Annotated in this window: 16 protein-coding genes; all 16 read right to left on the bottom strand. The window is 46.2% G+C overall.

What is annotated here, in order from left to right; all coding sequences use genetic code 11:
- Window positions 1-278: 278 nt before the first annotated feature.
- The gene (nikC, locus tag BLS14_RS17145; protein WP_090953105.1) at window positions 279-1,178 is read right to left on the bottom strand and encodes a nickel transporter permease; all 900 of its coding nucleotides are present in this window, start codon (window positions 1,176-1,178) and stop codon (window positions 279-281) included.
- Window positions 1,179-1,431: 253 nt separating this feature from the next.
- Window positions 1,432-2,436: an ABC transporter permease gene (locus tag BLS14_RS17140; protein WP_090953103.1), complete on the bottom strand. Its 1,005-nt coding sequence runs from the start codon at window positions 2,434-2,436 to the stop codon at window positions 1,432-1,434.
- Between the two features lie 154 nt (window positions 2,437-2,590).
- The gene (locus BLS14_RS17135) at window positions 2,591-4,249 is read right to left on the bottom strand and encodes an ABC transporter substrate-binding protein (protein ID WP_371121645.1); all 1,659 of its coding nucleotides are present in this window, start codon (window positions 4,247-4,249) and stop codon (window positions 2,591-2,593) included.
- 812 nt (window positions 4,250-5,061) lie between these two features.
- Window positions 5,062-5,991 carry a glycoside hydrolase family 25 protein gene (locus BLS14_RS17130; RefSeq protein WP_090953101.1) on the bottom strand — a complete coding sequence of 310 codons (930 nt, stop codon included), beginning with the start codon at window positions 5,989-5,991 and terminating at the stop codon, window positions 5,062-5,064.
- A gap of 124 nt (window positions 5,992-6,115) precedes the next feature.
- Window positions 6,116-6,613 carry a phage holin family protein gene (locus BLS14_RS17125; RefSeq protein WP_090953100.1) on the bottom strand — a complete coding sequence of 166 codons (498 nt, stop codon included), beginning with the start codon at window positions 6,611-6,613 and terminating at the stop codon, window positions 6,116-6,118.
- A gap of 167 nt (window positions 6,614-6,780) precedes the next feature.
- A complete protein-coding gene (locus tag BLS14_RS17120; protein ID WP_090953097.1) occupies window positions 6,781-7,176 on the bottom strand; it encodes a hypothetical protein in 396 nt (131 codons plus the stop codon).
- Window positions 7,177-7,800, bottom strand: coding sequence for a hypothetical protein (locus BLS14_RS17115; protein WP_090953095.1), 624 nt, complete (start codon window positions 7,798-7,800; stop codon window positions 7,177-7,179).
- Complete coding sequence (locus BLS14_RS17110) at window positions 7,800-8,651, bottom strand: tail fiber protein (protein WP_143021556.1); 852 nt, start codon at window positions 8,649-8,651, stop codon at window positions 7,800-7,802. Before BLS14_RS17110 ends, BLS14_RS17115 begins: the two co-directional genes overlap by 1 nt.
- Entirely contained in the window at window positions 8,652-9,197 is a 546-nt protein-coding gene (locus tag BLS14_RS17105) for a putative phage tail protein (RefSeq protein WP_090953093.1), read from the bottom strand.
- The gene (locus tag BLS14_RS17100; RefSeq protein ID WP_090953091.1) at window positions 9,194-10,252 is read right to left on the bottom strand and encodes a baseplate J/gp47 family protein; all 1,059 of its coding nucleotides are present in this window, start codon (window positions 10,250-10,252) and stop codon (window positions 9,194-9,196) included. Before BLS14_RS17100 ends, BLS14_RS17105 begins: the two co-directional genes overlap by 4 nt.
- Window positions 10,245-10,658: a DUF2634 domain-containing protein gene (locus tag BLS14_RS17095; protein WP_063564533.1), complete on the bottom strand. Its 414-nt coding sequence runs from the start codon at window positions 10,656-10,658 to the stop codon at window positions 10,245-10,247. Before BLS14_RS17095 ends, BLS14_RS17100 begins: the two co-directional genes overlap by 8 nt.
- Window positions 10,655-10,912 carry a DUF2577 family protein gene (locus BLS14_RS17090; protein ID WP_256336534.1) on the bottom strand — a complete coding sequence of 86 codons (258 nt, stop codon included), beginning with the start codon at window positions 10,910-10,912 and terminating at the stop codon, window positions 10,655-10,657. The genes BLS14_RS17095 and BLS14_RS17090 overlap by 4 nt, the downstream gene beginning before the upstream one ends.
- 6 nt (window positions 10,913-10,918) lie before the next feature.
- The gene (locus BLS14_RS17085) at window positions 10,919-11,929 is read right to left on the bottom strand and encodes an XkdQ/YqbQ family protein (RefSeq protein WP_090953089.1); all 1,011 of its coding nucleotides are present in this window, start codon (window positions 11,927-11,929) and stop codon (window positions 10,919-10,921) included.
- Window positions 11,930-11,942: 13 nt separating this feature from the next.
- Complete coding sequence (locus BLS14_RS17080) at window positions 11,943-12,638, bottom strand: LysM peptidoglycan-binding domain-containing protein (RefSeq protein WP_090953087.1); 696 nt, start codon at window positions 12,636-12,638, stop codon at window positions 11,943-11,945.
- On the bottom strand, window positions 12,639-14,612 hold the full coding sequence (locus BLS14_RS17075) for a phage tail family protein (RefSeq protein ID WP_090953085.1): 1,974 nt from the start codon (window positions 14,610-14,612) through the stop codon (window positions 12,639-12,641).
- Window positions 14,613-14,813: 201 nt separating this feature from the next.
- Window positions 14,814-15,236, bottom strand: coding sequence for a phage tail assembly chaperone (locus tag BLS14_RS17065; RefSeq protein WP_090953083.1), 423 nt, complete (start codon window positions 15,234-15,236; stop codon window positions 14,814-14,816).
- Window positions 15,237-15,280 lie beyond the last annotated feature (44 nt).

Genomic DNA, 15,280 nt, shown 5'->3' with positions numbered 1-15,280 from the left:
TGTCAATACGAAGGCGGTTATTTTAACAAAATCATCGAATAACACTTCATGTTCTGCACACCTCTAACCATTTTAGCGCAATACATCATGCAACACAAAAGCCGCCTCGAACCAAAGTTCGAACCGGCTTGGATACAAATTGTAATGAGTACGGGCAGCATTGGCAAGAAATCGCAGAATAAGGCTTTCTAGGTTCTTTAGAATTGCAACAGAATTGTAGACTTAGTTAGAGATTCAACTAGAGTTGAAACTAGAAGAGCAACCAGAGATGCAAACCTCTACTTTTTGGCCATCCTTGGATCAAGGGTGTCGCGCAAGCCGTCCCCGAGCAAGTTGAAACCGAGCACGGTGAACATGATGGAAAGTCCGGGGAAAATCAGCGTCCACGGTGCTTTTTGCAGAAACTGGCGGGAATCCGAAAGCATTTTGCCCCATTCCGGGTCAGGTGGTTGGGCCCCCATGCCGAGGAACCCAAGTGCAGCCGCTTCAATAATTGCTGTCCCAATCCCCAGTGTGCCTTGTACGATGAGCGGGGTGAGGCTATTGGGCAAGATGTGCCGGAACAGAATTCGCATATTGCTAGCCCCGAGCGTACGCGCAGACGTAATGAATTCCTCCTGCCTCAAGCTAAGTACCCTTGAACGCACTAATCGTCCGTAGGTCGGGATGTTCACGATCGCTATCGCGAGCAGTGCATTTTGCAAAGACGGACCGAGAATCGCCACAATGGCAATTGCCAACAGGATAGCGGGGAAAGCAAGCAAGATATCGAACAAACGCGAGATGAGCATGTCTGCCCATTTTCCATAATATCCAGCAATCAGACCGAGCAATGCGCCCGCAATAATAGAGCCAATAACAGAAAAGAAACCAACCCACAATGAAATGCGCGCTCCATGCAGCACTCTGGAAAATACGTCACGTCCGAGATCATCGGTACCAAACCAATGCTCTGCCGAAGGGGCTTGCAGACGATCTGCGAGCACCTGCTCTTTGTAGTCATACGGGGCAATATACGGGGCAGCAAAGGCCAACAGGATGAAAAAAACGATAATAATTAAGCCTGCCAGCGCAAGCCGATTTTTCCGAAATGTTCTCCAGGCTTCCCGCCATGGACCTGATGCAGGTGCCGACGCGGCGTCAATAGGTGCTCCGGTATTGGTCGATAATTTGGCCATGCGGCGTCTCCCTTCTTGGATATGAATGAAATACAAGATCAACGAGTTCTATTACACTCAAGCACTACGATTGCAGCACCATCTTCCGATCGCTGTTATCCCCAGATTTTATTGATCCACCTATTTAAAGGTGGAAATCCGGTGATAAATGCGAACACTTCGCTTCTACAGATTGGTTCTGCACTCTTCGTGTCGTGTAATTTTTTAAAGATCTTATATTAAGTTCCATTCATCAACCCAAATGATGAATTTCCTATTTATAACTAATCCGCGGATCGAATACGGCGTACAGCAAGTCCACAATCAGGTTGATTACTACGAAAAAAAAGGCCACAATTAGAATGCCGCTCTGGATTACCGGATAGTCCCGCGAACTAATTGCTTCATATATATAGCGACCTACACCGGGCCAGGCAAAGATCGTTTCGGTCAGCACGGCTCCACCCAGCAAAGATCCGGTCTGTATGCCGATGACGGTGAGCACGGGAATAAACGCATTTTTCAACGCATGCCCATAAATAACAAAAAACGGGCCGAGTCCCTTCGCCTTCGCGGTTCGGATATAATCCGAACTCATCACTTCGAGCATGCTGGAACGCGTCATCCGGGCAATAACGGCCATCGGAATTGTTCCGAGAGCGATACTTGGCAGCAGCAAATGTTTCGTTACCGTCCACAACTGATCCCAGCGTCCGGCAATCATCGTATCCAGCACATACAAACCTGTAATGGCTTCAATGGGATCACGCGCATTCATTCTTCCGATGGATGGCAGCCAGTGCAGTTTATTCGCAAATAGCCACTGTTCCATCAACCCAAGCCAGAAGATTGGCATCGATACACCCACCAATGCAATGACCATGCAGCAGTAATCAAACCACGAGTTATGTTTCCACGCACTGACGATCCCGGCATTCACGCCAATGATGATCGCAAACAACATACTCGCCATTGTTAATTCGAGGGTCGCCGTCAGATAGGGCACAATTTCCTGGGCAATGGGAACCTTGGTGCGGATGGATGTGCCCAGATCTCCCTTAAACAGATCGGCCAGATATGCGAAATATTGTTGAAACCATGGTTTGTCCAGTCCAAGCTGGTCACGCAGAGCTTGCTTGGATTGTTCGGTTGCCTTTTGCCCGAGTATGGTCTCGGCCGGATCACCCGGAATGGCGTGGATAATGGAAAAGACGATCAGGGTCATGCCCAGCAGCACGGGCAGTAACACGAGTACACGTTTGACGATGTAACTGTTCACTCCTCATTCACCTGCCTTTAACGTATAAAAAGCGCTGGCAGACATGCATGCTTTAGATCGTTACATCCTGATGTGGGTTCTGCCAAGCATTGCGTGTACGCCAGCGCTTTAAACTAATGGATCGTGATAATACTAAGTTCAGCTCGCATATAAGTTATTCAAAGTAGGCATTGGCATAGGATTCCGTGCCCAATGGGGACGGCACGAAATCTTTCAGGTTCGCTTTACCTGCCAGAATAGGAGTGGTGTGCACAAGTGGAATCCATGGAGCATCTTCCTTAATAATCACTTGCGCTTGCTTGTACAGTTCCGCACGTTTGTCCTGATCCGTTTCTTTCTGCGCACTCGTCAGCAACGTATGCAATTCTTCGTTTACGTAGAAACTGCGGTTGTTGCCCGGGATTGCATCCTTATCGAGCAGCGTGTACAGGAAGTTATCCGGGTCACCGTTATCACCGGTCCAGCCAAGCATGTAAATGTCGTCTTTCTCCCCAGCTTTGGCATCATCCAAGTACGTCGCCCACTCCGGTGATTCGATGTTGACGGTCACTCCGACTTTCTCAAAATCGGCCTGGATCGCTTCGGCAACCTTCTTGCCGTCAGGCATATACGGCCGGGATACTGGCATGGCATAGAATGTTACCGGGTCAGGCAATCCGTCAGGGTAGCCGGCTTCGGCAAGTAATGCTTTTGCTTTTTCCAGATCATAAGCATAGTCCTCAATACTATCGTTATACCCCCACAGCGTTGGCGGCATCGGGTTTACCGCTGGTTGCGCTTGTCCGGCAAAGAAAGCATCGATAATGCCCTGTTTGTTTACCGCGTGGTTGAGGGCTTGTCTTACTTTCACGTTATCAAACGGTTTTTTCTTAAAGTTAAAACCAATGTATGACACGTTAAATGGTGGACGCTCGATTTTTTGCAGCTCGCTATTTCCCTCAAGAATGGACAGATCATCCGGGTTCAGATCCTCCATGATATCAATCTCGCCGTTTTGCAGCGCATTGAAGCGAGCCGTGTTATCCGGAATCGAACGCACGATCACTTTGTTCAGCTTCGGCAGTCCGTCTTTCCAATAATTCGGATTCTTCTCCAGGGTGATGGAGTCGTTTCGCTTCCACTCTTTGAATACAAATGGGCCTGTGCCTACTGGCTCGCTCTTGAAATTTTGCTTTTTCTCCTGAATCGCAGTTGGACTTGCAATGCCAAATGGCGTCATCGCTATGTTTTGCAGGAAAGGCGCTTGTGGCTGGTTCAGTGTGAACTCGACCGTTGTCTCGTCAATCGCCTTTACTTCCTTGATCACACGTCCATCTTCCGGACCAAACATGGAATCATAATAGTCGAAGGAATCTCCCTCGAATTTATATTCACTGGCCGGATCACTCCATCGGTTGAAGTTGAACACCACAGCGTCTGCGTTGAAGTCGGTACCATCGTGGAATTTCACGCCGGACTTCAGCTTGAAGTCATACTTGAGTCCATCCGCCGAAATCTCCCAGCTCTCAGCCAGTCCAGGAACAACCTCGGTTCCACCTTCTTTGTAGTCCAGCAATGAGTCGAATACCTGATGTCCAATCTTCAACGACTCCCCATCCGTAACAATTGCCGGGTCCAGCGCCACAGAATCTCCGCCGCGTCCCATGATCATCGTATCCTGTGCTGCCACTTCTGCCGGAGGCTCGCTACCTTCCGCCGGAGCGGGGGAATTGCCTGTACCCTCGTTACTGGCGCTAGAGCAGCCCGATAGAATCAACACTGTGCTCATGGCCATTGCCATGACCCCGGATAACCACTTTTTTCTCATTCGCATACGTACAACACCCTTCCCTGTCTCATAATGTGTGTGATACTGGCGTGAAAAAACTCCAATGATTACAATCGATCGGTTTGGTGCTTTGTATCATATGAAAGGCTTTAGATGCCTTTGATACCTGTCATGTAAATCTGGATAAGTAAAAGCGTATATATGAAATGTAAAACGGGATGTAACCGTACACATTTTGTAAGTTTTTTCGGATGATTTGACGAGTTGTAAATGCCTGTGGTTGTTGCGTAATAATTGAACTTAGGTCAATAAGCAACAGTAGAATGGTACAGACTGTGTGGCGGCCGACAAGGCTGATTTTGAGAGTAAATGTCTGGGGTGGAGTTTGGCTTAGGGTTTGGCTTGGAGTTAAACGTCATGGCTAAAGTGTAATAGGCAAAAATTTAATGGTGGTAAGTAGCTGAAACAGAAAGTTGGTAAACAAAACATTTTAGTGGTTTCTCAAACAGGTTGGGTTGGATTGAATTGTTTCAAAACGTTGCGAGATTGATCTAGAGATGTTGGATTTTACAACAGGGAGACATTACAATAACTTTTGATGTTAAAGTCTTGTCATGATGAGGAGGATTGTGTAAATAAACAGTGGTGAAAAACGATTTCGTGTAACTTACTTTACATCACATTCATCAATTAGACAAGAGATTTACGGACATAAGTCTTCAACTTTATTATATATGTCAATATCATTTACATAAAACACAAAAAAGGAACACTATTCGACAAAAAGTGTCGTGTGTCCCTTGTTGTGTTCCCTCTTTTAAAACCAGGTCCAACTTATATTTTTATGTTAGGTCAGCTTATTTTTTGAATAAACCTCTGCGGTACATGACCGTGATAAAACGGTAAAAATCATAACTCGCCCCACTATCGATGCTGAACAACGGATTCTTGGTGTCATATGCCAGTGCTGCGTCAACGGCCGCTTTCGCCCAGACTGGAACTTCCATCTGCTGGCGCGCCTGCAGTTTATCGACCTGGGATTTGAGCGCATCAAACGCTGCTTTCTCTTCGGCTGTCATCGGTTCGCCCCCTTTCGGTGGTTCGGTTGGATTCGTGGGATTGGTTGGTTCGGGTGGCTTTGGTGTTGCTGTTGCATATTTTGCTTTCAATTCCGCTGCCGATCCTTGGAACTCGTTCATATCCACGTTGCCGCTGATCCCGTTCACCTTGCCCGAGTCCGTATACTGCCAGAACGTCCAACGTTTCCAGGCCGGCTGGTCTTCTGGTACACGTGTGTTGCTGTAACGCGCAATCCATAGATCGTATGAGTTCATCGAAGGTTCAAAATTGCCAGCAAATGAATTGCCCGTGTATATGATCGGTTTCACACCCGTGAGACGTTGCAATTCCGTTAAAAAAGCCTTGGTTACCGTGTTGATCTGAGCTTTGCTCAGGTTACCCGGATTGTTCTCGTAGTCCATAACAGGAGGTAATTGCAGCGACTTGGCGCCTCCTACTTTTTGCAGTGTCGTGGCATAATGCGCCGCTTCAGCCTTGGCACCATCGCTAGTCGTTGCGCGAAAAAAATGGTACGTCCCTACCAGCATGCCCGCCGCCAGTGCGCCAGTCACATTGGTTTGGAAATTCGGATCCGTATACGTCTGCCCTTCGGTCGCCTTGATGAACACAAATGTCATGCCGCTAGCCTTTACTTTGGCCCAATCGATTGTACCCTGATAACGGGAAACGTCAATGCCCTGTGTGTTGCCTGGACTTCTCGTTTGCATGTTTCTCACACCCTTTATGCGGCAAATTGCCGTTTGTATATAGTTAATGCTTGGGGGTCAGGGGTTGCTTGTGTGCGTGTCCCTGATTTTTGGTGAAAGGTAAGTTTGGATGACTAGGGTGTAGCTACTTTGTGCCATCTCTTGTTTGTGAATCTGTATCATCTGAATCTGCCTGTGAAAAAGAGTCTTTGGCACTTGGGGAGAAGTTACCGGGGAGTTCCCCGGTTCCTCCCTTGCCCTTGAGCACTTCAATAGCCTGCCGGATCACAGGCGGGATCGGCGCTCCCAATTTGCCCCCATTTTCAATTATAGACAATAACTCATTTGCGATATAAAAAAAGGCGACCGCATCCCTGAACAAATGTCCGTCTCCCAGAACACCGTCCACCAGATGTGCCACCGATACCATTGCAAATATAAATACCTTTCGGGCGATGCCGAACATGCCGACATTACTCTCCAGCTTGCCAGTCATCCCTGCCGCTGCGATACCGGTTAGGTAATCTAAGATGACGAATACGAGCAATACGCCGAGTACGCCTGACCAGCCTCCGAAGAAGTATGTTACTGAGCTGCTCATGAGCGCAATTCCCCATTTCCATAGGGTGTCCCATCGTTCCATGGTTTCACCTCCTTTGGTTTTTAAGAATAACATCTGATCCAAAAGGCATTTAAAAAGCTCCGCTTTTGGACATGCTACTTAATTCATATGAATTCATATGAACTTGAGTTATATCCACCCTTTTTCCACGTTCCAACATTATCTTACTATATATCTATGTGTAACTTTTAAACTCCGAAAATGTAGTAATTAACACCATTATTGGTTTTATAACCGTTGTAAGAAACCATATAAGTTACGTCATTTTCCCCGAATGAAATATGCTCTGGATATACTGTTACGCTCCCATAATACCCACTACCCGTTAATGAAGAAAAATGCCTCGCGTTTCCGCCCTCATCCAAATAGGCTCCTATTGTTCCGCCTACTGTTACATAGTCTGTAGACCCAGTAGTACCATCGGATTTATAACCGGACACACTAAGAATTATTAAATACGGTTTGAAAGGAAGATTCGATATTGTATTGTTACTGCTAGAAGAAAAGCCGGATTGCATCTTTACTTCTTTTATAGGACCATCCAACCCGTAATTATCCAATAAGTAACTATCAATTAATGGCATCTATTGTCCCCACCCTTCGAATACTATCCCGCAAGAAACAGAAGAACTTAAACTTGCAAAACCAGAAATTGAATTCGATTTAGCTAAAAATGCGTATAAGGGAACAATTAATGTATCTTTAGACTTAATCTTAAAAGCATCCATAAGTCTATTAGAACCAATGTCCAAGGTTACAGAAACATCATTTGCAGAAAAATTGGCTAAAATAATTTTCCTTACCATATAATCTGAACCTACATTTACAAATGAGCTAAGAGTTGTAGCTAAGGAAGTAAGATTTGATTTAAAATAAGGATATACTCCATCGTACGTAAAATCACGCTCAAACCCAACTAATGTAATCGACACAGTATTAGCTATTGTGGTCGATACCTGTATCGTTTCTCCTTGAATAATAGGGATGTCCAAATCATTAATCACCAAGGTATCCTTTGCTTTTATAACATGATCATATATAACGTTTATTCCTCCTATGATCAATTTAACCGCACAACTGCTAGTTGATTTATTACAAATAAATACAGACTTTACAACTGAGAACTTTTTATCTGGAACAGTATAAACGGTAGAAGTCGAAGTAGTTGAAATCGTTGCAGAATAAAGATTCTTAATTACATCCGCCATTATACGATCGGCCTCCATATATTTGATTTCTGTATATTCATTAATAAAAATTTGTCATTAGCATCTTGGTTCCATGCCTCTCCATCTTTTCCGGCTGTAAACATGAGTCTTCTAACTTGTCTTGTTGCAGCAGGCAAGCCATATCCTAATGAAATAGATACGTTGTAAGTTACTCCGGATTTAGCTGTAAATGTCAGCGACTTGCGATGCCACTCGGTTGTTGCATCACATTTAATAGTAGCTACAAGTGATCCGCCACTATTGTCAATATTTTGGGTGTGCAGATTTACGTTAATTTCGCTTGACACACCTGCGCTGTTTAACATATCAACACTTAGCGTATAGGTTTTCCCTGCTTCCAATTTTGTTGGGAGTGGGTCGGAAACCATTAATGTCGATTTAGTTGTTGATGTGCTACCATTAAAGACAAATGAAGATGGCCCTTCCGGTGCTCCATTTCCGATTCTAAAAGGTGCATAAGGATCAAAATTCCACCACCCCATAAATCCTAGTTCTCCCGAACTGTTTGGTAAAAGGTTGGAAGGACGATTTTTGCTAATTGCGCCTTGTCTTACATCATTGAGCGCTTTTTCTGTGATTGCAACCGTCTCAGAAGTCCCACCCACCTCATTCGACAACTGCACCTTACCCTTCTGGGTCAAAGACGCATCGGGAACATTTATCTCACCTACGGCTTTACGAAGTTCCTCCAACTCTTCCTTCGTTGCTACACCTTCATCAACCTTCTCCCAGTTCTGATCCAGATATTTATCCAGATCAAAATAGGTTGTCGATGGCGAAGAACGGTCAATCTTATTCAATCCAAGATTCGGTGTTTTTGGTTCATTCATTTAAGCCCCACCTCCTGCAAATTTATCCTGCCGGGTCTGTTCAATCTCATCCAGCGTCATGCTTTCAACTTCCGTAATCGTTAAATACCGCAGACGGTACTCCACGGTCATATGGGCTGGTTTAATATCCTCAATCGCTGCCTTCAAATCGTCCAGATTGGGCGGCAAGCCCCATGTGTCGATGAAGCGAATTCGGATCAAGTATTTCTCGGGCGAAACGGATACATCAATCCCGCCACTTTCGTAGGCCTGCGCCACGTTTTTGAGCATGGAGCCTGAGACTTTGCCACTGCCACGCATTTTGGAAATGATCACGGATCTACGCTGGTCGTCCGGTTTTGCTTGATTTGTCGGGATTTGCAAATCCCGCTCATACCGCTCCAGTGCCCAGGTCGCAGACTCCGGGTAGAATTGATCCAGCACACTTTCAAAACTCACCGTAAGCTTGTCCAGCTCAACACCTTCGGTCTTTGTAAGGAGCTGCATCTCCAGCACATTCTCATACAACGGGGGCAACAGAGTCATTAATACCTCTGCTTTGCTCATGTCACCTTCACCGTCCCAAGAACAGCTACTGCGCCGGGGGCGATCTCCAGATTGGACATACCACCATTCACCAGCAGATCGCTATAATCAATCACGGGCGGAATATCCAGAATGACATTGGCAATACGTGTCCAACGAACCAACGGATCGGCAAAAGCCAATTCTTTCAGGTACGCTGTAACCCCCGTTTCAATCAGTGTCTTCACGCCCTCGTACGTTGAACCAGAAGCAAGCGTAACCTGTACCTCCACATCGATGGGTATTTCTTCCGCCCCCACCACCGTGACCACAGGTCCGATTGGAGCTGCTCCTTCTCCCATTCCATCCTGGGTTGGATCGATATATTCCTGCACCGCCTCAATGACCGCCTCAGCAGGTGTTTGCATTTCATTATTCAGCAATGCCACTTTGACTGTACCTAGACCATCCCACAGTGGAAAAGCCTTTGCTTTGCCAACACCGGAGTTTTCCCGTGCCCATAGCTCATACTGATATTTGTTGGCACTCGTAATCGGTCGGGAAACTTTGTCCTGATAGCGGTCATATAAGGCTTGGTCCGTTTCCTCGTCTTCTCCAGGAACCAGCAACTGCGTCAATTCAGCTGTGGTCAGGCCGGCAATATAATCGATAGGCAGTAGCGCCCCTGAATATTCATTGCCTAAAGCTCCCGCGACTTCACTCTCCAACGTATATTGACCCGCCGCTATTCGTTCCACAGTCAGGTACACCCGATCTCCTGTGGAAAAACGACTCTCCAAAGGAACCTCCACGGCTTTACCTCCGTTATCTCGGAAGCTACCGAGCCAGCGTGCCCGAGTTGCCCCTTTACGAGTGATGCCTGACCAGGCCACCGCCCGATCCAGATACTCTCCAGAAGCTGTATCTGCAAACTTCAGATTGGCGTTCACATCCAGCTCGATATACATCTGGGCCATTTCCACAGCCGCTGGCGCAAGCGCATCATAGATAATGCTGCCTTCACGTTTATCCACACCATCTGGTACCCTATCCAGCATTCGGTTTAAAATAACTTCATACGTCTGCTCTTCATACATCCATGTTCACCTCCGTCTCTTCCCTGAAGCTGCCAAAATCTGTTTCCACGGTAAAAGACACCCGCACTCCATCAGCTTCGTGGACAAAATCGAACTCGGTTACATCCGAAATGCGATCATCCGGAAGCAATGCTTCGCGAATCCAGCGTTCCAGTTCCGATTCAACCATGGATCTCCCGGCCATTCCTTCCCAGGACCATTCCATGCCGTAATCCGAAGAGTAGATTAGATGCTCGTAGCGGCGTGTGGACAACGCTTTATACACCGCCTGTTTTACCGCATCTTTTCCATCCAGTTGTAACCTTCCAATTCGCTGTCCCGAAGCTTGAAACACATACGTCAGACTTGGAAGCACAGCAGCTTCTTCCTGATCTTCTGCACTTATCTGCGCACCCTGTGGAATCATGGATTCACCAGCCGATCCAGCACGACAAAGCTGTCTCCGCCTTGAACACGTAACAACAAGACATGGTCACCCAATATCCAAGCTTTGCTCGCTACAGATTCAGGCAGCACCAAAAAAGGCTCAGACAAAGCCAGCCGTTGTTCAACGGTAATTTCAAGGGGCTGTGTATTCGTAACCGTGCCATACATCACCTGAACAGGAGCTTTGGCATCCACGGCGGCCACCGCCGCCTTTTTAATCACGTCCAGCATCATAAATCCTTACACCACCTTCAAATCTAGTGACATCGTGTGCACGCCGCCTTGTACCTTATGCGTACATTCGTCTACCAGAAAATATTGATTTATCTTGAGTTCATCGATTTGGATGTTGACAAAACTGCCTGCCCTTACCTTGAAATCGCCAAGCGCATCCACTTTCAACGTTTGCGTCTCGCGGTTACGGAGCGTCATCAGGGTTTTCAGCATGGCATCAATCTGGCCTTCGTTCAGACCATCGTCCGCTTTTTGGTACAAAAAAAGCAGCCCCCATTGACGGATGCTGCCTGAATCCTGATGCACAAACGTTTCTCTTTTCCCCGTATCCTTGTTGTCCCGATACAGCTTGATCTTGTTATACGTCTGGTCGTCAATCGACCTAGTGTAACTGTAATCCGTGAGCAGACTGTTATCCCCAATGACAAATCCATAAGGCATCTCTTCCACATCCCGAAGCACAAGCTTGCCGAAATCATCGTAGAAGATGTAGTTTTTGCCGCCATAGATCAACGTTCGGTCGAGCGCCTCACAGATCATGTCAATCAGCTTTTTGTTATCAAACAACATACGAGGAATGACATATTTCGGCTGAATCAGCTCGCCTACTTTCAACTGAAAGTCGGTAGCAATTCGTTTGATCACATCCGTAGCGGTTGCGTTAACGAACTTATACGTCTGATTCGCGGTCAGATATCGAGTTTGGTCGTAGGCTTTGATTTTGACACTTTCGTCCTTGCCGCTATCCACCGAAAAGATATATCCATAAAATATGCCTACCTCGTTGCTGGTATATTTCACGACATATCCATTCTCATATGTGAAATTCTTATTCTGGTACAGACTGCCCTTGATCAACGTGAATTCCAGAGAGGAAGGCTTGCCGATACGGGAGGTTTTGTACGTAATATCGCCAGCAATTTCGCTAATGTCCCAGATGTTGCCCTGCTTGTCATCCAGCAATAACCGTTCCTTCATGTTTGCCAGCTTATCGTCCAGCCTGATCTGCTCTTGCATATTCCCTCTCCTTTCACGGAAGCTTGATCACAAGTCCAATCGGCAACTTCTTCAGTTCTGCATCTTTGATGCCATTCAGCTTCTGCAGCTCTTTCCAGCGAGATCCATCTCCCAGATGGGCTTTAGCTACAGACCACAAGGAGTCTCCTGCTTTAAGTGTGACGGTCTTCGGCTGAATTTTTTCATTGGGCCGGGAGGCTTTGGTTTTTGTTTTTGAAGCAGCAGTATCCTTACTGTCCTTGAGTGGCACTACTTTTTTGGCGGCATAAAAGATAAACTGCTTCAGCTTGATATCATACTGGATATCGCCCACCGTACCCGCTGTCTCCTTCCAGTCGAAGCTCTCAATGGAAACAGCCATATTAATGGTGTACCTTGCACTGGAAAAGAAAAGCCTGACGGGTCTGCCCGTTTGCATCCAACGGATGATCTTTTTCACATATTCATACGGATCACGGTAAAACTGTTTCTGTACTGCCGGATGTCTTGCATCGTAGTTCAGATGATACGGGCTGTAGTCTGCCGGAAAAATCCCGCTGAAACTGACTTCACGCAGCTTCGGCGACTTAATCACGTTAATGTCACCCAAAGCGCTAACGTTAAACGTGCTACCGTCTCCTGAATCCGAAAACTCAATGCTCTCTGGTGTCACCGGGAAAAACATGTATTCGGAGCGGTTATTGAAGCTTAGTTGAATATAATATTCCACTTATCCATACACCCCCTGGGCACTGGAGACGATCTGACTGTTCAGTCCATCGGTGATTTTGCTGATGATGCTGTCCACATCATGCCCGCTGTTGATATCACCCGTGGTGACCTGAACAGTTGGCGTCAGACTGACAAATCGCTGAATAGCCTGCATCTCTGCAAGCTCACGCATCAGTTTCAGATCCTCGCTCGTCACATCCACTGTGCCGTCCACGTCACCGATCTTGTCCACCTGTCCGATATTATTGATTTTGTTGATGTTACTCATATTGTTGTTGGGAACGACCGTGGGAGCAGGTGCTGTTGGCATCGATGGCATGGAAGGTGTTTTGGGAGCAGAGCCACCGAAATTCCCGGGTAATCCTTTTTCCTTGGAATCCGCATTCGAGGTTGAAGAGAACCCAGAAATCAAATCCTCCGCAACCTTCTGACCATCTTCAAAAGCTTTAGGATTGTATTCTCCGTCCATTTTGAAAAATGTCTTCACATCTTTATCACTGGTAGGAACCCAGGATTCCAGACTATTCTTCCATTCCTTTATTTGCTTGCCACCTAAATTAATATCTGAATTTTGAAACAAACCAATATTGAAACCAAAGGTTTTATTAACAAGTTTGATCAGACTGTTAAGTCCGCCATTAATTCGTTCCAGGGCATCTTCAATTACAGTTACTACGTTATAGAATATATCAAGTATGAAAATACCCATGTCTTTAAATAATTTCTGTACGGCATATACTGGATCTATGAAAAAGTTAACAATCGCCTCCCCTAGCGAAGCAAACAGGTTCCACACTGTGGCCACAACTACTCTTACAATTTCCCCAAGCATCATAAATGAACCAATAATAACTCCCAGGATCTGTGTACCTGACATCCCCATCATGTTTAGAATTCCAATGACTGCCGCAATTGCAGCAATTGCAAGGAGAATCGGCCAATTCAACAATAACCATGCAGCAACGAGACTATATACTTGTGCGATGACCAGTGCTAGTACAACAATCGCCAATGCCATCAGGATAGGCTGAATGATATCCCAGTTCTGCTGAATCACGGCTGCGATGTATAAAATACCGTTTACCAGCATCGTCAACGCGTTTGCCGCAACCGTAAATGCATTGCTAATCCATTCAATAATGCCAGTGAATTCTCCATTGGCAAAAGCCTCATTCAATCGATCCAGCAGAGGTGTTAAGGCAACCAGGGCTGCTTGTCCGATCTGGCCAAGAACTCCGTTGAACTGATTCACGAGCATGTTCCACTTCTGTAGTGGTGAGTCAAGCATGTTGTCAAAAGCTTGTTGGGTATATCCTTGTTTTTGTAGAATGACATCAAGCTTTTGTATAAAAGCATCCAGATTGGATGAATCGATGGTTTGTTGAAGACCTGCCCCATTCAAAATCTCTTCTGGAATATTAAAAGAATTTGCTAGTTCACCGTTATCACCATTCATTGCAGCCACCAAGGCACCGGATGCATCCGAGATACTTTTTCCATCTGGAGAAAGCATACTCAACCGTTTAGTCATATCTCTCAGTTGGTCAACCTGATCCGTATTCTGTGCATAGGGGATGAGTGATAGTGCACCTTTCAAAGCATCCGTAACATTCTGTCCGCTCTTGAAAGCTTCTGCACGGTATCGATTAAATATCGTCTCTCCCTGAGTATTATCACCAGTAGCAGCCATATATCGCTGCTTTAAATCCTCCTCCTGCGCCGCTGGAACAAGAACAGCTTGTCCTGCTGATTTGATCATGCTGATCCAGGCTCTCACACGCCCGGCCCCTTCTGCAAAGGCTGCATTTACCTTAGCCTGTTCTTCTGACACACCTCGGAGTAAATTGCCTGCCAACTGGATTCGACTCAGATTTCCAGGATTGAAAATCGAATTGATCGTTGCAGGCAGATTTTGAAATTGCTGAACCATCTTGTTTGACATCAGATACAATCTTGCAAACATGGCATACATTCATTTCTCCCTCCTTTCCCTTTTATTTTTTCCGGGCGCGGCTCTTGGACCGCTCTTTCTTCTCTTCCTCTACCCGGATGGAGATCATGGCATAGATGGCCGCTCGTTCTCGCATGGAGAAGGCCATTAGCTCATGCGGCAAAATGTTTAATTCATGGAGAGCGTAATAAGCCAGATTGGCTTCGGAATCGCCCTCTTTAATTAGTTTTTTACGTCATCCACCAGTTCGTTCATGTCCTGATTGAAGCCATTCAGCTTCTGGACCTGTTCTCCCAGTGAAGCAAATTCGCCAGGCAACAGCATTTTCCGCAAAAGCGATTCCGCCCCCATCACACCATACGAGCGCTGAAGTTCAGCATTTTTCAGATCAGGATAGACCACGCTGGCGCTCATCAGGCGAGCCATGTAATCATTGGCATCAATGTCAGGTGTGTATACACCGTTCTTGCCCTTGATTTTGCGAGTAGCCGCCTTGCGACATTCCTGGTTCTCGTCTTCGGTCATGCTGCGTAGCTTCCATGCAACCGGTTCGCCTTTCTCATCCTTGAAACGGGAAGATACGATGAATTCCTCATTTGTATCCGCCACTGCATTTTGCGCAAAAAACATACTCAATCCGCTCATGTATTATTCCTCCTCTAAAGTAAAGCTCCCCACCGCATGAAGCG

Origin of the sequence: Paenibacillus sp. OK060 (genome assembly GCF_900101205.1) — a bacterium.
Taxonomy (GTDB): Bacteria; Bacillota; Bacilli; order Paenibacillales; family Paenibacillaceae; genus Paenibacillus; species Paenibacillus marchantiae.
This window is presented reverse-complemented; position numbering and strand designations above follow the sequence as displayed.